This window comes from Burkholderia sp. LK4 (genome assembly GCF_001043615.1).
Classification (GTDB): Bacteria; Pseudomonadota; Gammaproteobacteria; order Burkholderiales; family Burkholderiaceae; genus Burkholderia; species Burkholderia cepacia.
The window spans coordinates 62,590-88,532 of record NZ_LDUL01000018.1; the positions used below are offsets into that span (position 1 = coordinate 62,590).

31 protein-coding genes are annotated in these 25,943 nt (G+C 69.3%); 17 read left to right on the plus strand and 14 right to left on the minus strand.

Features of this window, described 5'->3' with window-relative positions; all coding sequences use genetic code 11:
- Positions 1–2: 2 nt before the first annotated feature.
- The 3 genes from VK92_RS10140 to VK92_RS41650 all read left to right on the plus strand — a co-directional run bounded on the left by VK92_RS10140 (position 3) and on the right by VK92_RS41650 (position 1,730).
- Positions 3–1,127 (plus strand): ABC transporter permease, encoded by a 1,125-nt coding sequence (locus tag VK92_RS10140; RefSeq protein ID WP_048028639.1) that lies wholly within the window; start codon positions 3–5, stop codon positions 1,125–1,127.
- 183 nt (positions 1,128–1,310) lie between these two features.
- Positions 1,311–1,517, plus strand: coding sequence for a DUF2964 family protein (locus VK92_RS10145; RefSeq protein ID WP_048028637.1), 207 nt, complete (start codon positions 1,311–1,313; stop codon positions 1,515–1,517).
- Positions 1,518–1,583: 66 nt separating this feature from the next.
- The gene (locus tag VK92_RS41650; protein WP_231616440.1) at positions 1,584–1,730 is read left to right on the plus strand and encodes a hypothetical protein; all 147 of its coding nucleotides are present in this window, start codon (positions 1,584–1,586) and stop codon (positions 1,728–1,730) included.
- Between the two features lie 34 nt (positions 1,731–1,764).
- Here VK92_RS41650 and VK92_RS10150 read toward each other — a convergent pair whose 3' ends face one another.
- Positions 1,765–2,211, minus strand: coding sequence for a hypothetical protein (locus tag VK92_RS10150; RefSeq protein WP_048028635.1), 447 nt, complete (start codon positions 2,209–2,211; stop codon positions 1,765–1,767).
- Between the two features lie 288 nt (positions 2,212–2,499).
- On the opposite strand from VK92_RS10150, the gene VK92_RS10155 reads away from it, so the two are divergent.
- Entirely contained in the window at positions 2,500–3,903 is a 1,404-nt protein-coding gene (locus tag VK92_RS10155) for an MBL fold metallo-hydrolase RNA specificity domain-containing protein (RefSeq protein WP_048028634.1), read from the plus strand.
- A 158-nt stretch (positions 3,904–4,061) separates the two neighbouring features.
- On the opposite strand, the gene VK92_RS10160 is transcribed toward VK92_RS10155, so the two are convergent.
- The 5 genes from VK92_RS10160 to VK92_RS10180 are packed head-to-tail and all read right to left on the minus strand — an operon-like array spanning position 4,062 to position 9,225.
- Positions 4,062–5,102 carry a zinc-dependent alcohol dehydrogenase family protein gene (locus VK92_RS10160; RefSeq protein ID WP_021159387.1) on the minus strand — a complete coding sequence of 347 codons (1,041 nt, stop codon included), beginning with the start codon at positions 5,100–5,102 and terminating at the stop codon, positions 4,062–4,064.
- Between the two features lie 41 nt (positions 5,103–5,143).
- Positions 5,144–6,136, minus strand: coding sequence for a bifunctional enoyl-CoA hydratase/phosphate acetyltransferase (locus tag VK92_RS10165; RefSeq protein WP_048028632.1), 993 nt, complete (start codon positions 6,134–6,136; stop codon positions 5,144–5,146).
- The gene (locus tag VK92_RS10170; RefSeq protein WP_048028631.1) at positions 6,133–7,953 is read right to left on the minus strand and encodes a PHA/PHB synthase family protein; all 1,821 of its coding nucleotides are present in this window, start codon (positions 7,951–7,953) and stop codon (positions 6,133–6,135) included. The genes VK92_RS10165 and VK92_RS10170 overlap by 4 nt, the downstream gene beginning before the upstream one ends.
- Positions 7,950–8,696 carry a beta-ketoacyl-ACP reductase gene (locus VK92_RS10175; protein WP_042974958.1) on the minus strand — a complete coding sequence of 249 codons (747 nt, stop codon included), beginning with the start codon at positions 8,694–8,696 and terminating at the stop codon, positions 7,950–7,952. Before VK92_RS10175 ends, VK92_RS10170 begins: the two co-directional genes overlap by 4 nt.
- Positions 8,686–9,225: a hypothetical protein gene (locus VK92_RS10180; protein WP_048028629.1), complete on the minus strand. Its 540-nt coding sequence runs from the start codon at positions 9,223–9,225 to the stop codon at positions 8,686–8,688. The genes VK92_RS10175 and VK92_RS10180 overlap by 11 nt, the downstream gene beginning before the upstream one ends.
- 189 nt (positions 9,226–9,414) lie before the next feature.
- Here VK92_RS10180 and VK92_RS10185 point away from each other — a divergent pair, with 189 nt between their 5' ends.
- From VK92_RS10185 to VK92_RS10200, 4 genes are all read left to right on the plus strand, one after another.
- Entirely contained in the window at positions 9,415–10,254 is an 840-nt protein-coding gene (locus VK92_RS10185; protein ID WP_048028627.1) for a universal stress protein, read from the plus strand.
- Between the two features lie 8 nt (positions 10,255–10,262).
- Positions 10,263–11,462 (plus strand): acetate/propionate family kinase, encoded by a 1,200-nt coding sequence (locus tag VK92_RS10190; protein ID WP_048028625.1) that lies wholly within the window; start codon positions 10,263–10,265, stop codon positions 11,460–11,462.
- Between the two features lie 69 nt (positions 11,463–11,531).
- Positions 11,532–12,035: a universal stress protein gene (locus tag VK92_RS10195; protein WP_021159380.1), complete on the plus strand. Its 504-nt coding sequence runs from the start codon at positions 11,532–11,534 to the stop codon at positions 12,033–12,035.
- Positions 12,032–12,865, plus strand: a complete 834-nt coding sequence (locus VK92_RS10200) for a universal stress protein (RefSeq protein WP_048028624.1) — start codon at positions 12,032–12,034, stop codon at positions 12,863–12,865. Before VK92_RS10195 ends, VK92_RS10200 begins: the two co-directional genes overlap by 4 nt.
- Before the next feature lie 43 nt (positions 12,866–12,908).
- On the opposite strand, the gene VK92_RS10205 is transcribed toward VK92_RS10200, so the two are convergent.
- The gene (locus VK92_RS10205) at positions 12,909–13,379 is read right to left on the minus strand and encodes a universal stress protein (protein ID WP_048028622.1); all 471 of its coding nucleotides are present in this window, start codon (positions 13,377–13,379) and stop codon (positions 12,909–12,911) included.
- A gap of 248 nt (positions 13,380–13,627) precedes the next feature.
- Between VK92_RS10205 and VK92_RS10210 the strand changes: the two genes are divergently transcribed.
- From VK92_RS10210 to fnr, 3 genes are all read left to right on the plus strand, one after another.
- Positions 13,628–13,879 carry a hypothetical protein gene (locus VK92_RS10210; protein ID WP_156190762.1) on the plus strand — a complete coding sequence of 84 codons (252 nt, stop codon included), beginning with the start codon at positions 13,628–13,630 and terminating at the stop codon, positions 13,877–13,879.
- Positions 13,876–14,523, plus strand: a complete 648-nt coding sequence (locus VK92_RS10215) for a response regulator (RefSeq protein WP_021159376.1) — start codon at positions 13,876–13,878, stop codon at positions 14,521–14,523. Before VK92_RS10210 ends, VK92_RS10215 begins: the two co-directional genes overlap by 4 nt.
- A 372-nt stretch (positions 14,524–14,895) precedes the next feature.
- Complete coding sequence (gene fnr / locus VK92_RS10220) at positions 14,896–15,687, plus strand: fumarate/nitrate reduction transcriptional regulator Fnr (protein WP_042974976.1); 792 nt, start codon at positions 14,896–14,898, stop codon at positions 15,685–15,687.
- A 31-nt stretch (positions 15,688–15,718) separates the two neighbouring features.
- Here fnr and VK92_RS10225 read toward each other — a convergent pair whose 3' ends face one another.
- Positions 15,719–16,708, minus strand: a complete 990-nt coding sequence (locus VK92_RS10225) for a zinc-dependent alcohol dehydrogenase family protein (RefSeq protein WP_048027781.1) — start codon at positions 16,706–16,708, stop codon at positions 15,719–15,721.
- A gap of 174 nt (positions 16,709–16,882) precedes the next feature.
- On the opposite strand from VK92_RS10225, the gene VK92_RS10230 reads away from it, so the two are divergent.
- The 5 genes from VK92_RS10230 (at position 16,883) to VK92_RS10250 (ending at position 21,637) form a co-directional block, all read left to right on the plus strand.
- Positions 16,883–17,884, plus strand: a complete 1,002-nt coding sequence (locus VK92_RS10230) for an Acg family FMN-binding oxidoreductase (protein WP_048027783.1) — start codon at positions 16,883–16,885, stop codon at positions 17,882–17,884.
- A 50-nt stretch (positions 17,885–17,934) separates the two neighbouring features.
- Positions 17,935–18,270: a c-type cytochrome gene (locus tag VK92_RS10235; protein WP_021159373.1), complete on the plus strand. Its 336-nt coding sequence runs from the start codon at positions 17,935–17,937 to the stop codon at positions 18,268–18,270.
- 22 nt (positions 18,271–18,292) lie between these two features.
- Positions 18,293–19,324: an LOG family protein gene (locus VK92_RS10240; RefSeq protein ID WP_048027784.1), complete on the plus strand. Its 1,032-nt coding sequence runs from the start codon at positions 18,293–18,295 to the stop codon at positions 19,322–19,324.
- A 139-nt stretch (positions 19,325–19,463) separates the two neighbouring features.
- Positions 19,464–19,688, plus strand: coding sequence for a hypothetical protein (locus VK92_RS10245; protein WP_048027786.1), 225 nt, complete (start codon positions 19,464–19,466; stop codon positions 19,686–19,688).
- A gap of 182 nt (positions 19,689–19,870) precedes the next feature.
- Positions 19,871–21,637, plus strand: a complete 1,767-nt coding sequence (locus tag VK92_RS10250; RefSeq protein ID WP_082163774.1) for a SulP family inorganic anion transporter — start codon at positions 19,871–19,873, stop codon at positions 21,635–21,637.
- 92 nt (positions 21,638–21,729) lie between these two features.
- Here the strand turns inward: VK92_RS10250 and VK92_RS10255 are convergent, their stop codons facing one another.
- Together VK92_RS10255 and VK92_RS10260 are read right to left on the minus strand one after the other, a co-directional pair.
- Complete coding sequence (locus tag VK92_RS10255) at positions 21,730–21,969, minus strand: hypothetical protein (RefSeq protein WP_021159369.1); 240 nt, start codon at positions 21,967–21,969, stop codon at positions 21,730–21,732.
- 55 nt (positions 21,970–22,024) lie between these two features.
- On the minus strand, positions 22,025–22,675 hold the full coding sequence (locus VK92_RS10260) for a BON domain-containing protein (RefSeq protein ID WP_042974973.1): 651 nt from the start codon (positions 22,673–22,675) through the stop codon (positions 22,025–22,027).
- Positions 22,676–22,905: 230 nt separating this feature from the next.
- On the opposite strand from VK92_RS10260, the gene VK92_RS10265 reads away from it, so the two are divergent.
- A complete protein-coding gene (locus VK92_RS10265; RefSeq protein ID WP_021159368.1) occupies positions 22,906–23,571 on the plus strand; it encodes a nitroreductase family protein in 666 nt (221 codons plus the stop codon).
- A 104-nt stretch (positions 23,572–23,675) separates the two neighbouring features.
- On the opposite strand, the gene VK92_RS10270 is transcribed toward VK92_RS10265, so the two are convergent.
- From VK92_RS10270 to VK92_RS10285, 4 genes are all read right to left on the minus strand, one after another.
- Entirely contained in the window at positions 23,676–24,110 is a 435-nt protein-coding gene (locus tag VK92_RS10270) for an Hsp20/alpha crystallin family protein (protein ID WP_048027788.1), read from the minus strand.
- Positions 24,111–24,290: 180 nt separating this feature from the next.
- Complete coding sequence (locus VK92_RS10275; RefSeq protein WP_048027912.1) at positions 24,291–24,566, minus strand: DUF1488 domain-containing protein; 276 nt, start codon at positions 24,564–24,566, stop codon at positions 24,291–24,293.
- 97 nt (positions 24,567–24,663) lie between these two features.
- Complete coding sequence (locus VK92_RS10280) at positions 24,664–25,134, minus strand: universal stress protein (RefSeq protein ID WP_048027790.1); 471 nt, start codon at positions 25,132–25,134, stop codon at positions 24,664–24,666.
- 218 nt (positions 25,135–25,352) lie between these two features.
- Entirely contained in the window at positions 25,353–25,742 is a 390-nt protein-coding gene (locus VK92_RS10285) for a hypothetical protein (protein WP_048027914.1), read from the minus strand.
- Positions 25,743–25,943: the final 201 nt, after the last annotated feature.

Here is a 25,943-nt window from a genome sequence, read left to right on the forward strand (position 1 = left end):
CCATGTCGCGCCTGCTCGTCATCTTCCGGCTCGGGGTCAAGGAGCTCTGGAGTCTCGCCCGCGACCCGATCCTGCTCGTGCTGATCGTCTACACGTTCAGCGCGTCGATCTACGTCGCGGCCACCGCGCGCCCGGAAACGCTGCACAAGGTGCCGATCGCGATCGTCGACGAAGACGCATCGCCGCTGTCGGCGCGCATCGCCGCGGCGTTCTTCCCGCCGCAGTTCGCACCGCCGCCGATCGTCGACGCGGCCGCGGCCGATCGCGGCCTCGACAACGGCGACTACACGTTCTCGCTCGACATTCCACCGGATTTCCAGCGCGACGTGCTCGCCGGCCGTCACGCGACGATCCAGCTCAACGTCGACGCGACCCGCATGACGCAGGCCTTTACCGGCGGCGGCTACGTGCAGCAGATCGTGTCGGGCGAGATCGACGCATTCGTGCGGCGCTATCGCGGCACGGCGTCGCCGCCCGTCGATCTCGCGATGCGGATGCGCTTCAACCCGAATCTCGACGAAGTGTGGTTCGGCGCGCTGATGGAGCTGATCAACAACGTGACGATGCTGTCGATGATCCTCACCGGGGCCGCGCTGATCCGCGAACGCGAGCACGGCACGATCGAGCATCTGCTCGTGATGCCGGTCACCGCCGCGGAAATCATGCTCGCGAAGGTCTGGTCGATGGGGCTCGTCGTCACGGTGGCGGCCGTCGCGTCGCTGACGCTGGTCGTGGGCGGAGCGCTGCACGTGCCGATTCCGGGCTCCATTCCACTGTTCGTGGCCGGGATGGCGCTGCACCTGTTCGCGACGACGTCGATGGGGATCTTTCTCGCGACGCTCGTGCGCAGCATGCCGCAGTTCGGGATGTTGCTGGTGCTCGTGCTGCTGCCGCTGCAACTGCTGTCAGGCGGACTGACACCGCGCGAGAGCATGCCGCTCGCCGTGCAGGACATCATGCTGGCCGCGCCGACCACGCATTTCGTCGAACTCGCGCAACGCATCCTGTACCGCGGCGCGGGCCTCGATGCGGTCTGGGTCCAGTTCGCGGTGCTGTTCGCGATCGGCTGCGCGCTGTTCCTGCTGTCGCTGATGCGCTTTCGCAAGACGATCGCCCAAATGGCGTAACCGGCCCGGCAGGCGGACGGACGCCCGCGCGGCGCCCGGATTCGTCCGTTGATACAGATCAACCGTGCCGGCACCCTTCACGCGATCATGACGTCACGTCCTGTGATAGCCGCGGCGGCCTCGATGGCGGCATGTCGGCATCACGCTCACGGGCGGCCAGCGGCCGCCTCGCCGGAGAACGTCATGATGCGCCTGCCAAACCGGATCGTTCTTGCCACGCTCGGCGTGTTCATCGCACTCGCGTCGCTGCTGGGCGTCGAGCACGCGATGCTCGCCGGGGCGCCCGTCCTCCCGTATGCGATCGTCGCGCTGGTGTCGGGCGTCGCCGCTTTCGTCGCACAGTTGGCTTCGGCCGCCGGCGAGCGCAGGCGTTGTGCGAGGTATCGATGAGGCGAACTTCGGCGCGAGGCTGCTGATCGTCGGGCCGCCGGCAGCGGCAAGACGACGCTGCTCGGCGTGATCCCGGGCTACGTGCAGTGGCCGGTCGCCGACGTGCAATACCTTCAGGCGCGTCTCGCGTGGTTGCAGGCAGTCGCGCAGCGGCGGCAGGACACGGTCGCGTTCCACGTCGCGCTCGGCGGCGGCCGGGGTGACCCGGGCTGAAACGCGGCGGTGCGGTCGTCCGGAGTCGACCCGTCTACGTGTGCGCCACGATGTCGGGCCGCTGCCACGGCGGCAACTCGGCCCAGCCGAGCGGGCCGTAGACGGTACCGCCGGCGGCCTCGATCGTCTCGACGTATTCGGCGAGTGTCGCCCCCGCCGGCACGGCCAGCTTCATCGCGTCGACGAATTCCTCGCTGCGCAGCCACGGCACCGCGCCGCCGTTGATCTGCTCGACGCTCCAGTCCTGCCCGTGCCGGCCGGCTTCGGGCGGCAGCAGGCGCGGCGCGTCGAACGCCACGCGCAGCAGCTGGGTGCGCGAATCGCTGTAAGGCGGTTGCGCGACGTCCTGATAGGGCACGTCGGCCCAGCTTTGGCCGCATTGCAGGTCGAGCGGCAGGCACGTAAACCACGCCCAGGGCGCGCGGACGAAGCACAGCCGGTAGCCGGTCCGCGCGCCGTCCAGGTTGGCGATCAGCGTCATGATGGATTCGTCCCTATCGCGTCGAAATCTCGCTGCCTATGGTGTGTACGGCATATACGCGGCCCGCGCGGAGGGCGGAATCACGACATCGCCCTCGCACATGCGACCACTATCGCGCCACCGTCCGGCCCCCGCGTTGATTGACGTCAAACCGTAGCCGCAACGGCTGGAGGACGAACCTCACCTATCCCGGGCACGGATACGGCAATCCCTGATTTCCATCAATCGCTTCACGCGCATCCGCGCTGTAATCGGTTCACTGCTCCCTCGACTCCCGGTGAGGCATCCATGAAACTGACTTTTCTCGGCGCGACCGAAACCGTGACCGGCTCGAAGTACCTGCTCGAGCACGGCAACCGGCGCGTGCTGGTCGATTGCGGCCTGTTCCAGGGCACGAAGAACCTGCGGCTGCGCAACTGGAGCCCGTTGCCGCTCGCGCCCGACACGCTCGACGCCGTCGTGCTCACGCACGCGCATGTCGACCATACCGGCTACCTTCCGGTACTGGTGCGCGAAGGATATCGCGGGCCCGTGTACTGCACGGCCGCCACGGCCGAACTCTGCGACATCATGCTGCGCGACAGCGCGCGGCTGCAGGAAGAGGAAGCCGACTTCGCGAACCGCCACGGCTACTCGAAGCATCACCCCGCGCAGCCGCTCTACACGCTGGACGACGCGCAGCGCGCGCTGCAACTGCTGAAGCCCGTCGCGTTCGACGAATGCACCGCACTGGGCGGCGGCCTGGCGTTCCGCCTGCTGCCGGCCGGGCACATCCTCGGTGCGGCGAGCGTCGTGATGCACTGGAATCACAAGGTGCTCGCGTTCTCCGGCGACCTCGGCCGCTATCACGACCCGATCATGCAGCCGCCGCTGGCGCCCGCGCATGCGGACTTCCTGGTCGTCGAATCGACGTACGGCGATCGCCTGCATCCGGAATCGGACCCGGAGAACGAACTGGCCGCGCTGTTCGACAAGACGTTCGCGCGCGGCGGCGCCGTGGTGATGCCCTGCTTCACCGTCGGGCGCGCGCAGGAAATCCTGCACTACATCGCGCGACTGAAGGCGTCCGGCCGCATGGCGCGCGTCCCGGTATATCTCGACAGCCCGATGGCGACGGACGTGACCGAGATCTATCGTCACCATATTCTCGAGCACCGGCTGACGCCGTCCGAAGCGAATGCGCTCGGTCACGCGGCCACGATGATCCGGTCGGTCGAGCAGTCGAAAGCGATCGCCGACCATCATGGCCCGATGGTCATCATCGCCGGCAGCGGGATGGCGACGGGCGGCCGCGTGCTGCATCACCTGAGCCGTTATGCGCCCGACGCGCGCAATACGATCGCGCTGGTCGGCTACCAGGCGGCCGGCACACGCGGCGCGGCGCTGGCCGCGCACGAGCCGACGCTGAAGATTCACGGCGAATACGTGCGCGTGCGCGCGCAGGTCGAGTCGATCACGACGCTCTCCGCGCATGCCGACTACGAGGAGATTCTCCGCTGGCTCGGCACGATGCAACGCGCGCCGGTGCGGACCTTCGTCACGCACGGCGAACCCGCGGCGGCCGATGCGCTGCGGCGGCGTATCGCGGAACGACTGCACTGGCCGTGCGAGGTGCCGACTTACGCGCAGTGCGTCGATCTCGATGCAGTTGAATCGGGCGACGCGCACGAGCCGGCCACGCTTTCATCCTGACGGCGACGCCGGCGACGCTCCGGGCCGGCGCGGCGGGAACCGGACGTCGCGCACCGTGTCCCGTGCACGCACGGCACGCACGGCACGCACGGCACGCACGGCACGCACGGCACGCACGGCACGGTGCGGCGCCGCTATCGGCTATCGGCCATCGGCGATCAACCGACTTCGATGATGACCTTCAGCGCATGGGTTTGCGCCGCGCGGCCGAAGGTGTCGTATGCGCGCTCGACGTCGTCGAGCGAGAAGCGGTGCGTGATCAGGCGCGTCGGATCGAGGCGCCCGGCACGTACGGTCTTCAGCAGCATCGGCGTGCTGACCGTGTCGACGAGCCGCGTCGTGATCGAGATATTGCGATCCCACAGTTTCTCGAGGTGCAGGTCGGCCTTGACCCCGTGCACGCCGACGTTCGCGACCACGCCGCCCGGCGCCACCAGCGAGGTGCACATCTCGAACGTCGCCGGAATGCCGACCGCCTCGATCGCGCAATCCACGCCGACGCCGTCGGTCAGCTTCATGACCTCCGCCACCGGGTCGACGGTGCGGCCGTCGATGCAATCGGTCGCGCCGAAACGCCGCGCGACCTCGAGCCGGTTGCTGTCCGGGTCGACCATGATGATCCGCGCGGGCGAGTAGAACTGCGCGGTCAGCAACGCCGCCAGCCCGATCGGGCCCGCACCGACGATCGCGACCGAGCAGCCGGGCTGCACCTTGCCGTTCAGCACGCCGCATTCGAACCCGGTCGGCAGGATGTCGGACAGCATCACGAGCGCGTCCTCGTCCGCGCCCGGCGGAATCCGGTAGAGGCTCGTCTGCGCATGCGGGATGCGCACGTACTCGGCCTGCGTGCCGTCGATCCGGTTGCCGAGGATCCAGCCGCCCGTCGTGCAGTGCGAATACAGGCCGCGCCGGCAGTACTCGCAGCGGCCGCACGACGAGATGCACGAAATGAGCACGGGATCGCCCGGCTTCAGCGAATCGACCGCGGCACCGACCTGCTCGACGATGCCGACGCCCTCATGGCCGAGGATGCGGCCGGGTTCGCACGTCGGCACGTCGCCCTTGAGAATATGCAGATCGGTTCCGCAGATCGTCGTGCGCGTCACGCGGACGATCGCGTCGGTGGGCGACTGCAGTTCCGGCCTGGGCCGCTCCTCGAGCGCCTTGCGCCCGGGTCCGTGGTAGACGAGTGCTTTCATCGCGGTTCCTCCATCGAAAGAAAGGGTTGCGGGTTCATTCATCAGGACTGCAGGTGATGCCGCCCCTGCGCCAGCACCGTCGCGAGTGCGCACGAAGCGATCCGGACGGCGACGCTGTCGGCACGGCTCGTCAGCACGATCGGGACGCGTGCGCCGACGACGATGCCTGCGCTGACGGCCCCTCCGAGGTATTCGAGCTGCTTCGCGAGCAGGTTGCCGGCCTCGATATCGGGAACGACCAGGATGTCGGCGCGGCCGGCTACTGGCGAATCGATCCCCTTGTCGTGCGCCGCCCGCAGCGAAATCGCGTTGTCGAACGCGAGCGGGCCGTCGACGATCGCACCCGTGAGCTGGCCGCGCTCGGCCATCTTCGCGAGCGCGGCCGCATCGAGCGTCGAGCGCATCGCCGGATTGACGGTTTCGACCGCGCACAGCACCGCCACGCGCGGGCAGGCAACGCCCAGCGCATGTGCGACGTCGATCGCGTTCTGCGTGATGGCCGCTTTCTGCGCGAGATCCGGCGCGATGTTCACCGCCGCGTCGGTCAGGATGAACGGGCGCGGATACGCCGGCGTCTCGATCAGGAAACAGTGGGACATGCGCTTGTCGGTGCGCAGGCCCGAACCGGCCGCGACGACCGCGCCCATCAGCTCGTCCGTATGCAGGCTGCCCTTCATCAGCGCGCCGGCACGGCCGGCCGCCGCCAGCTCGACCGCGCGGGCCGCCGCCGCATGGCTGTGCGGCACGTCCTCGATCGTCCACGTCGAAAGATCGACGCCCGCCTCGTTCGCCACGCGTTGCACCTTGGCGCGCGGCGCGACGATCAGCGGTTCGATCGCCGCCCCCAGGGGTGACGTGCGCAGCGCCGCAAGCGCAACCAGACTGGTCGCGTCACACGGATGCACGACGGCGACGACGAGCGGCGCCGCGTTGCACGCCCGCGCGATCAGTTCGGGTAGTGCGCCGTCCGGGCGTGGCAGCAAGCCGGGCAGGCAGGCGTCGTCGAGCCCCTCCGGCGGCGGGTTTTCGCTCATGTTTCGAGTACATAGGTGCCGGGCGCCGCCGCCAACCCCGCGGCCGGCGTACGGGCCGGCACGTCGCCCGACGAGCGCGCGTGCAGCCAGTCGCGCCAGCAGGTCCACCACGATCCGTCGACGGCCGGCGTGTCGCGCACGAAATCGTGCCGGCTGCGGTAGGCCGCGCCGGGTTCGCGGGTCGCGCATCGATAGTGGCGCCCCGCGTGGCCGGGTTCGGACACGATGCCCGCGTTGTGCCCGCCCGATGTCAGCAGGAAGGTCAGCGCGTGGTGCGTGAGCAGGTGGAGCTTGTAGACGGAACGCCACGGCGACACGTGGTCGCGCTCGGTGCCGACCACGAACGTCGGCACGTCGAGATCCGACAACGCGACCGGCCGCCCGTCGACGCAGTAGCGCCCGGCCGCGAGATCGTTGTCGAGAAAGAGCCGCGTCAGGTATTCCGAATGCATCCGATACGGCATGCGCGTAGTGTCCGCATTCCACGACATCAGGTCGTTGGGCTTCGTGCGCGTGCCGAGCAGGTATTCGCTCATCATCCGCGACCAGATCAGGTCGCGCGCGTTCAGCAGTTCGAACGCGGCGGACATCTGCGTGCCGTCCAGGTAACCCTGCCGCCACATCAGCGCGTCGAGTGCGGACAGTTCGCTCGCGTCGATGAACAGGCCGAGCTCGCCGGGTTCGCCGAAATCGGTCTGGGCCGCCAGCAACGTGACGGAACGCAGTGTGTCGTGTTGCCGCCCGTCGCGCGCGAGCGCCGCCGCGCCGATCGCCAGCAGCGTGCCGCCCAGGCAATAGCCGACCGCATGGACCGCTTCGCCGCAGATCGACCGGGCGGCATCGAGCGTCGCCATGCACCCGTCGCGCAGATAATCGTCGAGCCCGACGTCGCGCGCCTCCGCGCCCGGGTTGCGCCACGACACCGCAAACACGGTGTAGCCCGCATCGACCAGGAAGCGGATCAGCGAGTTGTGCGGCTGCAGATCGAGGATGTAGTACTTCATGATCCACGACGGCACGATCAGGATCGGTTCGCGCGCGACGCGGGGCGTCGCCGGGTCGTACTGCAGCAGCTCGCACAGCGCGTTGCGCCAGACGACGCGCCCCGGCGTGACCGCCACGTCGCGTCCCGGCAGATACGTGCGCGTGTCGCGGGCCCGCGTGCCGCTCGTGCGATCGAGCAACGCGCTCGCGTCGTCCAGCCAGTTCCGGAAGCCTGCCGCGAGATTCGCGCCGCCGCTGCGCATCGTCGCGTCGAGCGCGACCGGGTTGGTCGCCAGGAAGTTGCCGGGCGAGCACGCGTCGAGCCACTGTCGCGCGACGAACCCGACCAGTTCCTCGTGATGCCGTTCGACGCCCGGCACGCCGCGCGTTGCGTCGCGCCACCAGCGCTGGATCGACAGGAAACTGTCGCGATACACGCTGAACGGCCAGCCGGCCCACGCCGGCGCGGCGAAACGCGGATCGGCCTCGCCGGCATGCACGGCAAGGCCGCTCATGTCCGCATCGTCGGCGCCGCCCTCACGCCGGTTTGCCGCCGGTGCAACGGCGGCCGTGCACGCCTGCGTCGCGAGCTCGAAGCACTTTCCCGGCGACACCGCCAGATGCGCACCCCAATCGAGCACGGCCAGCGCCAGCGACACGGGCGACAGCCCGAAGGTCATCGCGGCGACGGTCGCATGCGCTGCGCGGTTCCATTGGTCGGCAGGCGAAGTCGTTCCCGCCGGGCATTCGGCGGAACGCGACACCGGGCCGCCCCGATCCGGCGGCGGCATCGATTCGCGCGTGAACGGTGCATGGACGACGGAGGCTGTCATCGCATGTGCATGCCGCCGTTGACATCGAATTCGGCACCCGTCGCAAATGCGCCCGCATCGGAACACAGGAAGCCGACGAGCGCGGCGATCTCGTCGGGGCGGCCGAGACGCCCCACCGGAATCTGCGGCAGGATCTTCGTGTCGAGCACTTCCTTCGGCACCGATTCGAGCATCGCCGTATCCAGGTAGCCTGGCGCGACCGTGTTGACCGTCACGCCGTGACGCGCGAGCTCGAGCGCGAGCGCCTTCGTGAAGCCGTGGATGCCGGCCTTCGCGGCTGCGTAGTTCGTTTGCCCGTACGCACCTCTCGCCCCGTTGACGGACCCGATGTTCACGATCCGCCCGAAGCCCGCGTCGATCATGCCGGGCACGAACGGCTTCGTCATGTTGAACATGCTGTCGAGGTTGGTGCGCAGCACCGCATCCCACATGCCCTTGGTCATCTTCACGAAGGTGGCGTCGTGCGTGATGCCGGCGTTGTTGACGAGCACGTCGACGCGCCCGAATTCGGCCAGCACGCGTGCCGCGCAGTGCTGGCACGCGTCGTAATCGGCAACGTCGACCTCGTATGCATGAAACGCGCGGCCGGCGTCGCGTTCCTGCGTGAGCCACGTCGCGACGTGGTCGTTGTGTTCGGTGTGCGACACCGCCACCGTCATGCCCGCGTCGTGCAGGCAACGGCTGATCGCGGCGCCAAGGCCGCCCATTCCACCCGTGACGAACGCGACGCGCCTAGCGGACATAATCGTGCTCCCGCGCGGCAACGCGATCGTCCGGCAGTCGCGCAGCCGTCGTTTCCCCGTCGCTCGCGCCGACGGCCTCCGTGATGCCGAGCTCGAACGCCGCCATCCAGTCGCGCCACGGCATGCTGGCCTCGTTGATCACGGCCAGCCGCCCGAGGTCGGGCAACCAGTCGGTCTGGTAACGCGCCAGCCCGCCGGTGCCGTATTCGCGCAGCCACGTGCGCCACGCGCCGGCACTCTCGAACTGCCCGCGCATGCAGAGCTCGGTGGCGTCCTGCCAGATCGCGACGGTGGCGATCGTGTAGTCGCGCATCGCCAGCCGGGCCGCTTCACCGAAGGCCGTCCACTCGCTCGTAGCCGTGAGCGCCTGCTGCAGGCCGCGCACGGCGTCGTGGTCCCGCTGGATGCAGCGCCCTGCGAGCGCATGCCATTCCTGCTGCCAGCCTCGGTTCAGCGCGGCCATGCGCAATGCAAGATCGCATCCCGCGCGGCAGGCGTCGTTCGGTGTCGTCAAAGCGTGGGCGCTCATCGTGTTCCCTCCATCGATCCGGTCAACGGATTGGCATCCGCCTCGTGCCGCCCGCCGGGCATTGGCAGGGCGACCGCCTCACTGTGCGGCCGCGGCGCTCGGCTGCCGTTGATCTGAGTCAAGCGCGCGGAAACCCTGCTTCGTAGACTGGATTGCACTGGCGGATCACCCGTCGATGGAGCGATTCCGATGAGCTACAAAAGCATGGTCGTGCACCTCGATACGAGCGCCCGCGCGCATTCGCGCCTCGAGTTCGCGTTGCGCCTCGCCCGGCGCTTCGGTGCGCATCTCACCGGGCTGTTCGCGGTCTATACGCCCGAGCCGCATTCGTTCTACGTGATGGCCGGTTCCGCCGACTATTTCCGCGAGCACCGCGAGCGGCGCGACGAACGGCTCGCCGCGCTGGAGCGCCTGTTCCATGCGGAGACCGCCCGCGCCAAGGTGCCGGCGACCTGGGTTCACGCGGACGAACGCGCGAACCTGGCCGTGCCGCGCGCCGCGCGTCTCGCCGATCTCGTGATTGCGGGCCAGAGCGACCCGAACGATCCCGAGACCTTTGTCGACGACCAGTTTCCGGAGAACCTGGTGCTGTCCGCCGGCCGCCCGGTGCTGTTCGTGCCGTACACCGGGGAATTTCCGTCGATCGGCGAACGGGTATTCGTCGCGTGGGACGGCAGCCGCGAAGCGGCCCGCGCCGCGCACGACGCGCTCCCGTTTCTCGAGCATGCGAAGCGCACGACGGTCGTCGCCGTGGTCGACCCCGATTCGGAGGCGGCGACCACGCGCATTCCGGCCGCCGATGCCGCGCTGATGCTGGCACGCCACGCGCACGACGTGAACGTGCTCGACATCGGTACCGGCGCCGGCGCGTCGATCGGCGACACGCTGCTGTCACGCGCCTACGAAACGGGTTCCGACCTGCTCGTGATGGGGGCCTACGGCCATCCGCGCTGGCGCGAACTGGTGATGGGCGGCGCCACGCGCACGGTGCTGGGGTCGATGACGCTGCCGGTGCTGATGTCGCACTGAGCCGGCCGATGCGCACGCTCGCGCTCCTCGTCGTCAATGCCGGTTCGTCGAGCGTGAAGTTCGCGCTCTTTGCGTATCCGCCGCACGACGATCCCGCGCGGCGGCCGCTGCACGAGGGCGAAGCGGTCGAGACCGGCAACGGCGTGTCGATCCGCTTCGACGCCGAACCGGCCGTTGCATGGCCGCTCGGTGCGAGCGCCCCCTGCCGCGACGTGCTCGCGCGAATCGCGACGTGGATCCGTGGACAGTTGCCGCACATCACGGTGGGCGCCATCGCCCATCGCGTCGTGCACGGCGGCGCACGCTTCATGGAGCCGGTGGTCGTCGACGACGCGGTGCTCGGCGCGCTACGCACGCTGACGCCGCTCGCCCCGTTGCATCAGCCGCACGGCCTCGATGCGATCGACGTGCTGCGCGGCGCGTTTCCGGGCGTCCCGCATGTCGCCGTGTTCGACACGGCATTTCATCGCACGCTGCCTCGCACCGAGCAGTTGCTCCCGCTGCCGCACGCGTGGTTCGACGAGGGTGTACGGCGCTACGGGTTCCACGGCCTGTCGTACGAATACCTGGCCGTCGCGCTCGACGAGCGGTTCGGCGCACGTGCGCACGGCCGCGTGATCGCCGCCCATCTCGGCAGCGGTGCCAGCCTGTGCGCGATGCGCGACTGCCGCAGTGTCGCGACAACGATGGGCTTCTCGGCACTCGACGGGCTGATGATGAGCACGCGCTGCGGGGCGCTCGATCCCGGTGTCGTCCTGCACCTGCTCGAAGTCGGCAAGCTGTCGGGCGACGCGCTGGGCCACCTGCTGTATCACGAGTCGGGGCTCAAGGGCGTCTCGGGCGCGTCGGGCGACCCGCGCGTGCTGCTGGCACGCGAAGCCGCCGGCGATGCACCGGCCGCCGATGCGCTGGCGCTGTACGTCCATCGCATCGTGCGCGAGGCCGGTGCGCTGACCGCGCTGCTCGGCGGCCTCGACATGCTGGTCTTCACGGCAGGCATCGGCGAACACTCGGCCGTGTTGCGCGAGCGGATCTGCGCAGCGCTCGGCTGGCTCGGCATCGACCTCGACGTGTGCGCGAATGCCGGCCATGCGCAGGTCGTGTCGTCCGCGTCGAGCGCGGTCGCGGTGGTCGTCGAGCCGACCAACGAAGCGTGGATCGCGGCACGCGCCGCGGTGCGCGTGCTGCGCGGCAACCGCGCCGCTTGATCCAGATCAGCGCCGTCGGCGCGCACGCGCCGATGATGACCTCATCCACATCCGTTCAAGGGAAATGCCATGTACTCGAACATTCTGGTTGCGCTCGACGGCAGCGACACGTCGTCCCGCGCACTCGACGCCGCGCTGACGCTCGCGGCGGAAACGGGTGCGCGGCTGACCCCCGTCTACGTCGTCGATTTCCTGGTGCCGGCCTACGACATGTACGGATACGATCCGTCGATCCTCGTCGACGCCTTCCGTGAAGAAGGGCTGCGCGTCACCGAGGACGCGGCGCGACGCCTGAAAGCGCGCGACGTGGCCGGCACGCCGCAGATCTCCAACGTCGAGCCCGCGGGCGAAGACATTCCGCGCCGGATCGTCCGTCTTGCCGACGAAACCGGGGCCGACCTGATCGTGATGGGTACGCACGGCCGGCGCGGCTTTCAGCGCCTCTTCCTCGGCAGCGTGGCCGAGCGCGTGCTGCGCCTGGCCACCTGCCCCGTCCTGATGATTCCGGCGAACTGCCCGCCGGAGAAACCCGCCGAAACTGCCGCGGCATCAACCGAAAAGGAGCCGTCATGAGCTACAAGACCCTGCTCGTCCACCTCGACGACAGCGAGCGCTGCGCGACGCGCGTCGGCCTCGCGCTCGAACTCGCGGCGCGCTGGAACGCGCATCTGATCGGCCTCTACGTGGTCTGCCAGGACCTGTTCGAGCCGTTGCGACGGCCCGACGAACCGCTGAAGCTTGCCGTGTACGAGCGGCTGTGCGAGCAGCGTCGCAAGGAAGCCGAAGAAAAATTCCTGACGGCCGCCGAGCGCGCGGGACGCAGCGTCGAATGGCAGGCTCCCACCGGCGACGCGACCGCCGCCGCCATTCTGCACGCGCGTCACGCCGATCTGCTGGTGCTCGGCCAGGAAGACCCCGACGATCGCATGACCTACGTCGCACGCCATTTCGTCGAGGATGTCGTGATGGGCAGCGGCCGCCCGGCGATCGTCGTGCCCTACGCCGGCGACGTGCGAACGATCGGCGAGAACGTGCTGATCGGCTGGGACGGCGGGCGCGAAGCCGCCCGCGTGATGGCCGATGCGCTGCCGCTGCTCGCCCGCGCGCGCTTCGTCAACGTCGAGACGGTCATGCGCGGGCAGCCCGATCCGGACAAGACGCCCGCGGGCGTCGACGTCGCCGCGTATCTCGAACGGCACGGCGTTCGCGCGTCGTTCTCCACGACACCGCGCGACCGGTCGGTCGGCGTGGGCGCGACGCTGCTGAACCGGGTGACCGACCTGCACGCGGACCTGCTCGTGATGGGTTTGTACAGCCACGCACGCATGCACGAACGTGTGCTGGGCGGCGCCACGCGCACGATCCTCGAGACGATGACGGTGCCGGTGCTGCTGTCTCACTGAGCCATCGAAAAGGGGGCAGCCGCTTGCGGCCGCCCCCTTTTCGTCACAACACGGCCGCACACGCGCCCTGCCCCTCCCGCAAGACCAGCACCGGCCGGTCGGCCGTGCGCACCAGCGATTCGGCGACGCTGCCGAGCAACGCGCGGCGCACGCCGCGCCGCCCGTGCGTGCCCATCACGATCAGCTCCGCGTCGCACTCGGCGGCGGCGCGCGCCAGAACGGACGACACGTCCTCGCCGCACGCGTCGAGCGTGTGTGCCGTGCCGCGGACGCCGCACAGGCGAAACGCGGTCTCCGCGTCCGCCACCGCGATCGCGGCCCTGTCCGCATCCAGCCCTGCCGGGTCGCGCTGGCCGATATAGCCGCTGTCGAAATCGGCCACCCTCGGCGCGTCCGATACCACGCACACGGCGACGATCAGGCCGCCTGAATCGCGGGCGAGCGCGATCGCCTCGTCGAGCGCGAGTCGCGAAGCGCGGCTGCCGTCGAGTGCCGCAAAGATCCGTGCATACATGGAGCCTCCCCGTTGCCGTTCGGATTTGACCGGCATGCCAGACCAGTCTGGGCCCGACGCGCGTCGTCCGGTTGACGCCGGTCAAGGCCGCCCGGAAACAGGCGTACACATCGGTCCCGATTGGCGAACCCGGACAAAACGCGCACAATTTCGGGCGACATCGCAGTTTCGGCCTGCCCCGCTTCCCGTGCCCCGCGTCCGGCCCCCCACCCGCCAGCCGCCGGCGATATCCGTCAGGATGAACGGCAATGACAGTCCATGTGCCCGCCTTCAAGGCCGGGCCGGCTCCGCGCAGGGTCCGGCCCGCGCGATCCGCGACCCTCGCCGCGCTGCTGACGCTGGCGCTCGGCCTGGCCACGTCGTTCGGGCTGGTCGGCATCCGCGAGCGCGCGCACATGCTCGACGGCACGGTGACGATCGACAACCGGCCGGGAACGGGATTCACGATCACCGTGGCGTTGCCGCTTCACGCCATCCAGCAAGGAGATGTGCTGTCATGATCAGGGTACTCATCGCCGACGACCACGCACTCGTCAGGGACGGCCTGCGGCACATCCTGCAGAACGCAAGCGGCTTCGAGGTCGCGGGCGAAGCGTGCGACAGCGCATCCACGATCGCACTCGTGCGCGGCACGGCCGCGAACGTGCTGGTGCTCGACCTGTCGATGCCCGGCCGGAACGGCGTCGAGCTCATCAAGCAGATCAGGGACGAGAAACCGGCCTTGCACGTCCTCGTGCTGACGATGCACGCCGAGCAGCAATACGCGGTGCGCGCGTTCCGCGCGGGCGCATCCGGCTACATGACCAAGGAGAGCGCGAGCGCCGAGCTGGTCGCGGCGCTGACCAAGATCGCGGCTGGCGGCGTGTATGTCAGCCTGACGATGGCCGAACAGTTTGCGCAGAGCCTGAACGAACCGACCGATCTCCTGCCGCACCAGCGTCTGTCCGACCGTGAATTCGACGTCTTCCGGCGCGTCACCACCGGCGAGTCGATTTCCGAAATCGCGCAGGCGCTCTGCGTCAGCGTCAAGACCGTCAGCACGTACAAGACGCGCATTCTCGAGAAGATGCAAATGCCGAACGACACCGCGCTCGTGCGTTATGCGATGCGCCACAAGCTGTTCGACGACCCGGACGAACTCTGACGGCGGCCAGGCAGCCGGCCGCTTGCGCCCCGCCGATCTCGCTGCCACCGGCCGCCTCGGCGGCAAGATCGCGGCAAGATGCCGCCCCCTTTGTAGGAAACGCCCTACAACGCTTCCACGTGTCCTACCGCATCTTCAATTGCGGCTGATTTCCGTCGAGCGTCGCGCCATCCATACTGCGTATCAAGAAAAACAAGCCAGCGTGCCGCCCGGAGCAATGGCCGCATCAATGCCGAGACCGGTTTCGGTCTCGTGGCCCGTCCGGTGTGGTTCCCCATCAGGAAGGCGGCAGACACCAAGGCCGCCGGTACGACGGCCAGCGCGATCCCGCCCGACAGCGATTCGCCGCTGGCCCAGGAATTGGAGCCGATCATGCAAAGCCATGCCGATGTTTCGCAGACCCTGCCGTTACACCCGTTACAACCGTCACGTCCGTTCATCCCGCTGCATCCCGTCGAACGGGCGGACCAGCCGAAGCGCGCCGCGTCCCGTTGCTCGACCTGCGCGCTGCGTACCGTGTGCATGCCGCCCGATCTTTCGCCGGACGATTTCGCGCGTGTCGACGCGATGATCTGCACGACGCGGCACGTCAGGCGCGGCGAAACGCTGTTTCGCGCGGGTGACGCATTCAACAGCATCTATGCGGTCAGAACCGGTTCGTTCAAGACCATCGTGATGCATCGCGACGGAGACGAGCAGATCACCGGCTTCCAGATCGTCGGCGAATCGCTCGGGCTCGACGGCGTGCACACCGGGCGGCACAACGGCGACGCAATCGCGCTCGAGGACAGCACCGTCTGCATCATTCCGTTCGGCCAGCTCGAGCAGATGTGCCGCGACGTTCGGCCGATGCAGCATCACGTGTATCAGATGATGAGCGGCGAGATCGTGCGCGAATCCGCGCAGATGCTGCTGCTCGGCACGATGACCGCCGAGCAGCGCGTGGCCGCCTTCCTGCTGAACCTGTCCACGCGCTTCAAGGCGCGCGGCTACTCGGCCGCCGAATTCGTGCTGCGGATGACGCGCGACGAGATTGGCGAGTATCTCGGGATGAAGCTCGAAACGGTCAGCCGCATGATGTCGAAGTTCCAGCGCAAGGGGCTCGTCGCCGCGCAAGGCAAGCAGATCCGCATCGTCGATCCGGACGGCCTCGGGCGCATCTGAGCGCATGGCGGCGCGGGCATGCCGAGCGGGATCAGCCGCGCATGCCGAGCACGGCGGCGCCGGACACGCGCCCCATGCGCAGATCGTCCAGCGCGCGGTTTGCATCGGTCAGCGCGTAACGCACCGCTTCGACCCGCAGCGGCATCGCATCGGCGATCCGCATGAACGCGGCCGCGTCCGCACGCGTCAGGTTGGCGACCGACACGATGCGGCGCTCGCCCCACAGCCACGCGTACGGAAAGCCCGGGATATCGCTCATGTGAATGCCGCCGCATACGACGATCCCGCCTTTGTCGACCGCGCGAAGCGCGGCCGGCACCAGTGCGCCCACCGGCGCGAAGACGAGGGCGGCGTCGAGGGGTTCCGGCGGCGTTTCGTCGCTGCCGCCGGCCCATGCGGCACCGAGTGACAGCGCGAGCTGCTGGGCGACGGTGTCGCCGGGCTTCGTCAACGCAAACACCTTCCGCCCCTCGAAATGCGCGACCTGCGCGACGAGATGGGCGGCCGCGCCGAAGCCGTAGATGCCGACGCGACGCGCATCGCCGGCCATGCGCAAGGTTCGGTATCCGATCAGGCCGGCGCACAGCAGCGGCGCGGCCTCGAGATCCGAATAGCGCCGCGGCAGGTGCACGCAATAGCGATGGTCGGCAACGGCGCACTCGGCATAACCGCCGTCGATCGTGTAACCGGTGAATCCCGGGCTGTCGCACAGGTTTTCGCGGCCGGACGCGCAGTACGCGCAATGCCCGCAGGTCGAGCCCAGCCATGGAACGCCCACCCGGTCGCCGACGGAGAATCCCGTCACGCCCTCGCCGGGCACGCGCACCGTTCCGACGATCTCGTGCCCCGGCACCAGCGGCAGCTTCGGGTGCGCGAGTTCGCCGTCGACGACATGGAGATCGGTCCGGCATACACCGCACGCGTGCACGTCGATCAGCAGCTGGCCCGGCGCCGGCAGCGGTTCCGGCACGCGCGCCTCGCGCAAATGCGGCGTCGTGCCGTCAAACATCATCGCAAGCATGCTCGCCTCCCCTCGCCATCGTGTTCGCGCGCGTCACGATCCAAGGCTAGTCGCCACGCGCCGCGCGCGCATGGCGCAGTGACGGGCGCTTGATGTGGGTCAACGGCGGCCGGCCGGTTGCTGACACGATGAAGTGGCATGACGCCGCCGGCCCGGCGACCAGGAGATGATCGAATGACAGCCGTTCCCCCACTTGCCGCAAGCGCGCATCCCGAAGCACTTCTGAGGTCGCTGCTGGCCTATGCGGTGCTGGCCCCGTCCAGCCACAATTCGCAGCCGTGGCGGTTCATCGTCGACGGGCCCACGATCGCGGTCTGCGCGGACCGCGTCCGTGCGCTGCCGGTGGTCGATCCGTTCGATCGCGAGCTGATCATCAGTTGCGGCGCCGCGTTGCTCAACCTGCGTGTCGCGCTCGACCACGCAGGGCTCGCCCATACGATCAGCACGTTTCCGTCCGAAGTCGACCCCGATCTCCTCGCACTGGTGCGGGTGTGCGACGACGGCTACTCCGACGCGTCGCTCGGCGCGCTGTTCGATGCGATTCCGGAGCGCGTGACGACGCGCGCGCCGTTCGAATCGACAGCCGTTCCGGACACGCTCCAGCGCGAGCTGATCGCGGCCGGCGTGGCGGAAGGCGTCGAGGTCGCCTGTGTCGACGCGATCGCGCACCGCGCACGGGTGGCCGAGCTCGTCGCCGAAGCCGACCGGCAGCAATTCGCCGATCCGCGCTTCCGGCGCGAGCTGGCGAGCTGGATCGATCCGCGCCGGCACGTCGACGGCATGCCGGCATTCGCGGCCGGCGTGCCGACGCTGCTGGACTTCGCGGCGCCCGTCGTGACGATGGCGGTCCGGACGTTCGATCTCGGCAACGGGCTCGCCGCGCTGCATCACCAGCTGGTCGGTGCGTCGCCGCTGATCGTCTGCCTGTCGACCGGCCGCGACGATCGCGAGGCGTGGCTCGCCGCCGGACAGGCGCTGGAGCGCGTCCTGCTCGTCGCGGCGCGCGCGGGCCATACCGCGTCCTACCTGAACCAGCCGATCGAGACGGCCGGGCTGCGCGCCCACCTGCGCCACATGCTCGGGCTGCGCGGCGAGCCGCAGTTGCTGCTGCGCGTCGGGCGCGGCCCGCATACGCCGCATTCGCCGCGCCGCCCGCTCGACGAAGTCGTCTCCTGATCGCGCCGCGCGGCAAGGTGCGCCTCTCCGACCCCGACGAGGAAAAAAACATGAACCTCCTGCGTTTCGCCGCCCTCTGCGCGATCGCTGCGGCGGCCGGCCCGGCCGCCGCGCAGACGGCCGTGCCCGAGCCGACCGATCTCGTCAACGCGCAGCACTGCATGTTCTGCCACACGCCCGACATGCGGTTCCTCGGGCCGTCGTTCCACGAGATCGCACAGCGTTATCGCGGCGATCCGGCGGCGGCCGCGGAACTGGAACGCAAGCTGCGCGTCGGCGGCCGCGTGCACTGGGGCGACACGCCGATGCCGTCCGCCGAGGATCGCGGCGGCCCGCTGTCCGCCGACGATGCGCACCAGCTCGTGCAATGGGTGCTGAGCCAGTAGCCGGCCCGCCGGCCCGCACCGCATGCCGACCGCTATCAAACGCCTACCCGCCCGTGCGGTACGAAGCAATGCGCGCCGCCGTGCCGCACCCGGCGCGACGCCGGCGGACACGCGCGGCATACCCGCACGTCCGCGGCCCGATGCGCTCGCCGGCAACGACGACAGCGCCCGGCCCGGCCCGCGTCGCGCGCGGCGTCCCGCCCAACGCCCGAAGCGCACGCCTGTCGACGACGACGCCACCATCCTGCAGCGCGCGAGCATGCGCGGCATCCGGCTGCAGCTCGACTACTGGAAAGCCGAGGCGCGCCTGCAGAGCGAAGGCATCGGTCATGCCGTCGTGATCTACGGCAGTACGCGCATCGTCGCTCCTGCCGTCGCGAATGCCCGGCTGGACGAAGCCAATCGCCTGCTCGCGCAGCGTCCGCACGATGCGGGCCGGCGCCGCGCCGTCGCGGCGGCGAGCCGGCTCGTCGAGCACAGCGTGTATTACCGCGTCGCACGCGAATTCGGGCGCATCGTCGGCCACGCCGACCGCTGCACGCGCACCGCGCGGCTCGCCGTGGTCACCGGCGGCGGCCCCGGCATCATGGAGGCCGCGAACCGCGGCGCGTACGAGCGCGGCGCGCCGAGCATCGGCCTGAACATCGAGTTGCCGCGCGAACAGGTGCCGAATCCGTATATCACGCCCGGTCTCGGTTTCCGGTTCCACTATTTCGCGATCCGCAAGCTGCACCTGCTCGAACGCGCGAAAGCCGCCGTGTTTTTCCCGGGCGGCTACGGCACATTCGACGAGCTGTTCGAGGTCCTGACGCTGCTGCAGACGCGCAAGATTCCGCCGCTGCCCGTCATCCTCGTCGGCGAGGCGTACTGGCGCCGCGCGGTGGACCTGCCCTTCCTCGCCGACGAGGGGATGATCGATCGCCGCGATCTCGACCTGTTCACGTACTGCGAATCCGCCCCCGACATCTGGCGCGCGATCGGAAGCTGGTATGCACGGCGGCGTGCGGCGCGGCCGGTGCGCCGCCGCCCGCCGCCGAAACCGCGTGCCGTGTAGGAATCTGCCGACGCGCTCCGCGCGATTCCTACCGCAGCTTCGGGGCATGCCGATTGAATCGCACGGGCGCGGCAACGATACTGAAACCACGGATCGCGGCTGCGCGCCAGCCGGATTCCGGGCCATCAGGAGAGCCGTCATGACACACGCTACCCCGCTTCCCGATTCGGGCGACCAGGCCGGCCGGCCTGACGCTGCCCCGCTCGACACGCAGGCGCTCGTCGCCCTGGCGTGCGACGCCGGCATGCTCGTGATCCTCGACGGACAGATCGGGCGCGAGCGGTACGAAAGCGTGACGGGCTCGATCGCCACGCTGGCCCGCTTTGCGCAGGCACTGCAACTGTCGGCACTCAAGGCCGCCTGAAGCCCGCCGCCGTGCCGCGCCGCCGGCATCCGGCGCGACGGCGGCGGCCCGGTCGTCCGATGCAATGATCACGCTCGCCCTGCCGTCCCGTCCGTCTGCCCGGGCCGGCCGCATCCCGGTCGCCACGCGCCTGCCGACGCCGTCCATCCCGTTCGCCCGGACGTCTCCGGGATGAAGCCGCGATGAACCGGCACCTTTCCGACCACGTCGCCCACCTGTTTCCGGGCATCGCACTGCTCGCGCACTACCGGCGCGCATGGCTGTCGCGCGACCTGTATGCGGGCCTCGCGCTGTCGGCCGTGCTGGTACCCGTCGGCATGAGCTATGCACAGGCGGCCGGCCTGCCCGCCGTCACGGGCCTCCATGCGTCGATCGCCGCGTTGCTCGCGTATGCGCTGCTCGGCCCGAGCCGGATCCTCGTCCTCGGCCCCGATTCGGCGCTGGCCGCGCTGATCGCCGGCGCGATCGCCCCGCTCGCCGACCATGACCCGCAGCGCGCCATCGCGCTGGCCGGCGCGCTGGCGCTGGCGGCCGGCACGATCTGCATCCTGCTCGGCACGCTGCGCCTCGGCTTCGTCACCGACCTGCTGTCACGTCCGATCCAGTACGGCTACCTGAACGGTATCGCGATTGCGCTCGCGATCGGCCGGTTGCCGGAACTGCTCGGCATGCCCGCGGCGGGCGGCGACGTGTTCTCCAGCGTGCCGCCCATCGTGCACGCGCTCGCCGAAGGCCGGTTCTCCACCGATGCCGCGCTGCTGGGCAGCGGTGCGCTCGCCACCATTTTCCTGATGAAACGGGTGATGCCACGCGCACCCGGCGTATTGATCGCGGTGCTGGCGGCGACCGTGGTCGCGCACGTGTGGCCGCTGCACGGCATCGCGACGGTCGGCACGTTGCCGGCAGGCGCGCCCGTGCCGCACCTGCCGGTCGTCTCCGTCGCCGACCTGGGCGCGCTCGCGTCCGGCGCCGTCGCCGTCGCGCTGGTGTCGTTCGCCGACATCAGCATGCTGTCGCGCGCCCTGTCGGCGCGTTCGGGCGAAACGCCGGATCGCAACCAGGAACTGGTCGCACTGGGCGCCGCCAATCTGCTGGCCGGCATGATGCAGGGCTGCGCGGTCAGCAGCAGCGCATCGCGCACGCCCGTCGCGATTGCCGCGGGCGCGCAGAGCCAGGTCACGAACCTCGTCGCGGCGGCGTGCATCGCGATCCTGCTCGTTGCCGCGCCGACGCTGCTGACCGGCGTCCCGCGCGCGGCGCTGGCCGCCGTCGTGATGTACGCGGCGTTCGGCATCGCGGACGTCCGCAGCGTCGTCCGGCTGTACCGGATGCGTCGCGGCGAATGCCTGATTGCGGTGCTGTGCTTTGCCGGCGTGATCGGCATCGGCGTCGTGCCCGGCATCCTGCTCGCCAGCGCGCTGTCGCTGCTGTCGTTCGTGTGGCGAGCCTGGCATCCGTACGATGCGGTGCTGGGCCGGCTGGCCGGCGTGCGCGGTTATCACGACATCGCGCGCCATCCGGACGCCGTGCAGACGCCGGGGCTCCTGCTGTTCCGCTGGGATGCGCCGCTCTTCTACGCGAATGTCGAGATCTTCTGCGAGCATCTGCACGCGGCCATCGTATCGTCGGCGTCTCCGGTCACGCGCATCGTCATCGCGGCCGAGCCCGTCACGGATATCGACGTCAGCGCCGCCGACCGGCTCGTGGCGCTTTGCGAGGAACTCCGCGCGCAGACCATCGCACTGGATTTCGCCGAAATGAAGGGGCCGGTGAAGGATCGCCTGCGCGCCTACGGGCTGTTCGACGCGTTCGGTCCCGCCAGCTTTTTCCCGACCGTGACCGACGCCGTCGCGCATCATGTCCGGCGGCAACGCGAACATCCGCGCGACGACGAACCGGCTGCGCGCCTCGCGCCGCCGCCTGCCGGCCGTGACCGGGCCGACGGATAGGCACACCGATACCCGTGCGATTCGGCGCTCGTTGCATCGGATGACGAACGAAACGTCGATGCACGGGAGACACGCGCACGTGCGCCGTGGCGTCAGACCGTGAACGTGTTCGATTTCCTCATCTCGACCCAGGTCATCCCGGCGCGCAGTCCGTCGATCGCGGCTTCGCGCTCGGTATCGTGGGTCCGGCTGTGCGCGAACGTGCGCTCGCATGCGCCATCCGGCGACGCGAACGTCACGTGGATCCTGCAACGATAGCCGCCCGTCTCGGCGGCAATCGTCTGGATCGTCACCGACCAGTCCGCGTCGTGTACCTCGCCTGACAGTGTCATCCGGCTTCCCTCCTTCAACTGCGCGGACTGCCCATCCGGTTGCCCGGTACCGCGCTTACTCGACGACCAGGTCGTCGACCACCGCACGCACGCCGCGCGCCGACCACGCGGCACCGCGCACGGCCTTGCGCTCGGAGAACGAACCGACCTTGCCGGACAGCCGCACGGTGCCGTCGCGCACCTCGATCGCGATGTGCTTCGCCTCGCGCTCCGCGTGGCGCATGATCGCGCGCTTGATGCTGCCGCCGATGTCGGCCGCCCCGACCGCCCCCTGCACCGCGATGTGGTCGGTCACGCCGGTCACGCTGCGCATCTGCGAGATCGCTCGCACGGCCATATGGCTCTGGTACGCCCAGTCGACCCTGCCGGACAGCGTGATCCAGCCGTGTTCGACCTGCACCTTGACCGTGTCGTCGTGCAGACCGACCGTCCAGTGCAGAACCGAGCGCACGGCGTTCGCGATGTCCTCGTCGGTGCGGACGTCGTCGTCCGGCAGATGCACGGTCATGTCGACGACGAGCGCCTTGACGCCGGCCACGCGGTTCGCCGCCCGCTCGATCGCGAGTTTCTCCGCATAGCTCGGCGGGTGACCCGAGAGCGTCACGATCCGGTTGACGACCTCGACACCGATACGTGTCGCGTCGATCGCCGGGTCGGACTCGAGTTCGTCCTGGACGTCCTGCTTCAGTTCCTTGTCGGTTTTCATCGCCTGCACTCCTGTGAGCCGCGGCGTGCCTGTTCGCCGCATACGTCCAGATTTGCACATGCACGGCCGGGGATCGCTGATGCAGGTCAACGGACGCCGCTCGACGCGCATCGCGGCCTGCCGGTGCGCCGCTTGACGGAGGTCAAGCCGGCGCGGCCCGGCCGCCTTATCGTGAGATCACCGATGCGCGACGTCCCGGGCACGCACGGCGATGCTCCAAGGAGACTCACATGACGGAACAGCAACTGTTGGCCTATTCGCCGACACCACCGGCAGGGCCGGTATCGCCGCAGGGCGAATCCCCGCCCCTCATCGACCTGCCGCACCCGGACCTCGACGGCGGCCCGCCATTGATGACCGCACTCGCGGCAAGAATGAGTTCCCGCGAATTCGCCGCCACGCCGCTGCCGCCCGCGACGCTCGGCGCGATGCTGTGGGCCGCGGACGGCGTCAACCGGCCGGCGGCCGGCGGCCGCACGGCGCCGTCCGCGCATGCGTTCAACGAAATCGACGTGTACGTCGCGCTGCCGTACGGCGTCTATCGCTACGACGCGCCCGCGCATCGGCTCGTGCTGAAGCATGCCGTGGACGCCCGCAACCTGACGGGTTACCAGGACTTCGTCGGGCGCGCGCCGCTGGATCTCGTCTACGTCGTGCGGACCGCCGCGATCCTCGACATGCCGCCGCAGCAGCGCGACGTGTTCTCGGCGATCGCGGCCGGCGCCATCGCGCAGAACGTGTCGCTCTACTGCGCGGCCGCCGGCCTCGGCACGGTCGTGCGCGGCTGGATCAACCATCGCGTGCTGGCGGACGCGCTGCGGCTGAACGAGGACGAGCTGCCGATCCTCGCGCAGACGGTCGGCTACCGCGCAGGCGGCGCGGCATCGAATGCGTGAGCGCCGCGGCGCCCGCTTCAACGAAACGGCGCGCGGATCGCTCCGCGCGCCGTTCCCTCCTGTCGGGCAACGCATGCCGGCGTCACCCGCGACCTGCCGCCCGATCAGCCGATCGTCAGCTTTTTCTGCGCGACCGGCGCCTTCTTCGGCAGCGTCAGCGACAGCACGCCGTCCTGATACGTCGCCGTTGCCTTCGCGTCGTCGATTTCACCCGACAGCGAGAACGAGCGGCTGACCGCGCCGCTATAACGCTCGCGCCGGATCACGCGCTCGCCTTCCTTCTGCTCGCTGTTGCGCTGGATTTTCGCGTTGATCGATACGGTACTGCCCGTCACCTGGACATCGATGTCGTCCTTGGCGACGCCCGGCAGTTCCGCGTTGACCTTGTACGCATCGTCGCTTTCCGTCACGTCGATCTTCATCGATGCAAGATCGGGCCCGTCCGCCAGCGTCATCCCGCGCAGCGGCCTGAACAGGCCCTGAAACAGGTCGGCGACGGGTTCGATCGAAAACGGATCGTACCGTGTGACATTGCTCATGGTTCGTACTCCTCGAACGATTGACATGCGGCCCGCGCTTTCGTCCCGCCCGCGCGAAGCCATGACGAAGATCGGATTGGCGCGGCACCGTGTGCCGGGCAACGGACGAACGATCATCAGGATTCCAGCGTAACTGCCCGCATCGGCATGGGCTTGACCCGCATCAACGGGAGCGGACGCTCAGGTGCAGAACCGGAAATAGCCGCTGTGGAGCAGGATCGGCCGGCCGCCCATCTCCTCGAGCAGGCAGCGCGCGGCGCGCTCGATCGCGGGTCGATGACGGGCAAATGCCTCCACGAGATCCTGTTCACGCGGCGACGCCGCGCGGAAGTGATCCTCCAGTGCCTCCGCGGTGACCGCGCAGTGCACACGGCGGCCTTCGACCAGCGCGGGAAACGCCAGCGCGGGATCCTGGCCGCAATACGTCGGATGTTCGCAAGGAAAGGAGATCTGCATGATGGTCACCTGTGCAGGTTGCGCATGGGTGGGCGCGGGGTTGGCGGTGCGCCGCGTGCGGCCCGCGCCACGCCGCGAGGCGCCGCGTGCGACGACGCTAGGCTGCCGCCGCGGCCGGGGCGGCATCGCCGGCGCGTACGAGCAGGACCGGGCAACTCGATCCGCGCAGGAAACGCTCCGCGACGCTGCCGAGAAACAACCGCCGGACGCCGCGGCGGCCGTGCGTACCGATCACGGCCAGATCGATCGAATGCTCGGCGACGTACCGTTGCAGCCGTTCGGCGACATTCTGGCCAGGCTCGGTCTCGACGATTTCCGTGTCGCCGTTGACCGCCGCGTGCGAGATCGCCCGTTCCGCGCTGCGCAGCACCGCCGCGCCATCGCGCCGAACCTCGTCGAGCAGCGCGTCCGGATCCATTCGTCCGGCGTACGTCACCAGAAGCGAGCGGTCGACGACGAAAACGGCGAACAGGCGCGCGCCGTACGATCGCGCCACCTTCAGACCTTCGTCGAGCGCCAGTTTCGATGAAGGACTGCCGTCCACGGCGACCATGATGTTCGTGTACATACCGACCTCGCTGGATGAACCGACGCGCCGGCGGCGTGCGGATGGGTGTCATCATCGGCGTTCGCCGGGCGCGGGCGTTGACGGAGGTCAACGGTTCGGAATCACGCGGAGGCGCGCGGGCACGAGACGCCGGATCAGCGCGGCACGACCGGCTTCGGTGCGTCGGGGGAACGCGCCGGGTTCACGTCGGCCCGGAAACCTCGCTCGATGTCGAGGATCTACGTCGCGCATGCGTCGTACCGCCATCCCGGGCCGCCATCGCTGTCGTACATGCCCTTGCACATCGCCTTGAGCCGGATCACCGCCGCGCCGCCGCCCGATGCGGTGCGCGATGCCCACACATAGACTTCGCCGGCCAGGAACGGCGGCGCCGTCTCGATCGTGTCTGCATCGGCCCGGGTGATCCGGGTCGACGAATGCCCTTCGACGTAGCGGCGCGCAACGCGCCAGGCGCGATCGCATTCGGCCGGTGTCGAACACGGCAGCGCCGCGGCCTGGCGCGCCGCGAACAGTTGCGTTTCCGTCGACCGGAAGGCCGCGTTCCGCTCCGCACCGGCGCACGCACCCAACGCGAGCAACACGACGACGGCCCACATCCGTTGTTTCATTTTCACTGCCTCGCAACGCATCGCGTTCCGCTCGCCATCCGGCGGCATGAATCCGCTCGACGCCAACCCGGTCGCGTGACGCACCGACATCCCGCATTCGGTACACAGTCACGTGCCGCATCGCCCGAATCGACTGTAGGGGCGCCATGGGGAATGCGGTTGACCTGCGTCAAGCGCGCGCCGGCACGGTGCGTACCACAC

Bases quoted from the DNA above. Each gene is read 5' to 3' on its own strand.
- VK92_RS10165 (WP_048028632.1), bottom strand. From the start codon at position 6,136: ATGAGCGAAAACCCGCCGCCGGAGGGGCTCGACGACGCCTGCCTGCCC.
- VK92_RS10240 (WP_048027784.1), top strand. From the start codon at position 18,293: ATGCCGACCGCTATCAAACGCCTACCCGCCCGTGCGGTACGAAGCAAT.
- VK92_RS10285 (WP_048027914.1), bottom strand. From the start codon at position 25,742: ATGAAACAACGGATGTGGGCCGTCGTCGTGTTGCTCGCGTTGGGTGCG.
- VK92_RS10180 (WP_048028629.1), bottom strand. From the start codon at position 9,225: ATGAGCGCCCACGCTTTGACGACACCGAACGACGCCTGCCGCGCGGGA.
- VK92_RS10155 (WP_048028634.1), top strand. From the start codon at position 2,500: ATGAAACTGACTTTTCTCGGCGCGACCGAAACCGTGACCGGCTCGAAG.
- VK92_RS10245 (WP_048027786.1), top strand. From the start codon at position 19,464: ATGACACACGCTACCCCGCTTCCCGATTCGGGCGACCAGGCCGGCCGG.
- VK92_RS10250 (WP_082163774.1), top strand. From the start codon at position 19,871: ATGAACCGGCACCTTTCCGACCACGTCGCCCACCTGTTTCCGGGCATC.
- VK92_RS10225 (WP_048027781.1), bottom strand. From the start codon at position 16,708: ATGCTTGCGATGATGTTTGACGGCACGACGCCGCATTTGCGCGAGGCG.
- VK92_RS10195 (WP_021159380.1), top strand. From the start codon at position 11,532: ATGTACTCGAACATTCTGGTTGCGCTCGACGGCAGCGACACGTCGTCC.
- VK92_RS10160 (WP_021159387.1), bottom strand. From the start codon at position 5,102: ATGAAAGCACTCGTCTACCACGGACCCGGGCGCAAGGCGCTCGAGGAG.
- VK92_RS10150 (WP_048028635.1), bottom strand. From the start codon at position 2,211: ATGACGCTGATCGCCAACCTGGACGGCGCGCGGACCGGCTACCGGCTG.
- VK92_RS10275 (WP_048027912.1), bottom strand. From the start codon at position 24,566: ATGCAGATCTCCTTTCCTTGCGAACATCCGACGTATTGCGGCCAGGAT.
- VK92_RS10185 (WP_048028627.1), top strand. From the start codon at position 9,415: ATGAGCTACAAAAGCATGGTCGTGCACCTCGATACGAGCGCCCGCGCG.
- VK92_RS10270 (WP_048027788.1), bottom strand. From the start codon at position 24,110: ATGAGCAATGTCACACGGTACGATCCGTTTTCGATCGAACCCGTCGCC.
- VK92_RS10260 (WP_042974973.1), bottom strand. From the start codon at position 22,675: ATGAAAACCGACAAGGAACTGAAGCAGGACGTCCAGGACGAACTCGAG.
- VK92_RS10200 (WP_048028624.1), top strand. From the start codon at position 12,032: ATGAGCTACAAGACCCTGCTCGTCCACCTCGACGACAGCGAGCGCTGC.
- VK92_RS10215 (WP_021159376.1), top strand. From the start codon at position 13,876: ATGATCAGGGTACTCATCGCCGACGACCACGCACTCGTCAGGGACGGC.
- VK92_RS10255 (WP_021159369.1), bottom strand. From the start codon at position 21,969: ATGACACTGTCAGGCGAGGTACACGACGCGGACTGGTCGGTGACGATC.
- VK92_RS10205 (WP_048028622.1), bottom strand. From the start codon at position 13,379: ATGTATGCACGGATCTTTGCGGCACTCGACGGCAGCCGCGCTTCGCGA.
- VK92_RS10235 (WP_021159373.1), top strand. From the start codon at position 17,935: ATGAACCTCCTGCGTTTCGCCGCCCTCTGCGCGATCGCTGCGGCGGCC.
- VK92_RS10170 (WP_048028631.1), bottom strand. From the start codon at position 7,953: ATGACAGCCTCCGTCGTCCATGCACCGTTCACGCGCGAATCGATGCCG.
- VK92_RS10190 (WP_048028625.1), top strand. From the start codon at position 10,263: ATGCGCACGCTCGCGCTCCTCGTCGTCAATGCCGGTTCGTCGAGCGTG.
- VK92_RS10265 (WP_021159368.1), top strand. From the start codon at position 22,906: ATGACGGAACAGCAACTGTTGGCCTATTCGCCGACACCACCGGCAGGG.
- VK92_RS10280 (WP_048027790.1), bottom strand. From the start codon at position 25,134: ATGTACACGAACATCATGGTCGCCGTGGACGGCAGTCCTTCATCGAAA.
- VK92_RS10230 (WP_048027783.1), top strand. From the start codon at position 16,883: ATGACAGCCGTTCCCCCACTTGCCGCAAGCGCGCATCCCGAAGCACTT.
- VK92_RS10140 (WP_048028639.1), top strand. From the start codon at position 3: ATGTCGCGCCTGCTCGTCATCTTCCGGCTCGGGGTCAAGGAGCTCTGG.
- VK92_RS10210 (WP_156190762.1), top strand. From the start codon at position 13,628: ATGACAGTCCATGTGCCCGCCTTCAAGGCCGGGCCGGCTCCGCGCAGG.
- VK92_RS10145 (WP_048028637.1), top strand. From the start codon at position 1,311: ATGATGCGCCTGCCAAACCGGATCGTTCTTGCCACGCTCGGCGTGTTC.
- VK92_RS10175 (WP_042974958.1), bottom strand. From the start codon at position 8,696: ATGTCCGCTAGGCGCGTCGCGTTCGTCACGGGTGGAATGGGCGGCCTT.
- fnr (WP_042974976.1), top strand. From the start codon at position 14,896: ATGCAAAGCCATGCCGATGTTTCGCAGACCCTGCCGTTACACCCGTTA.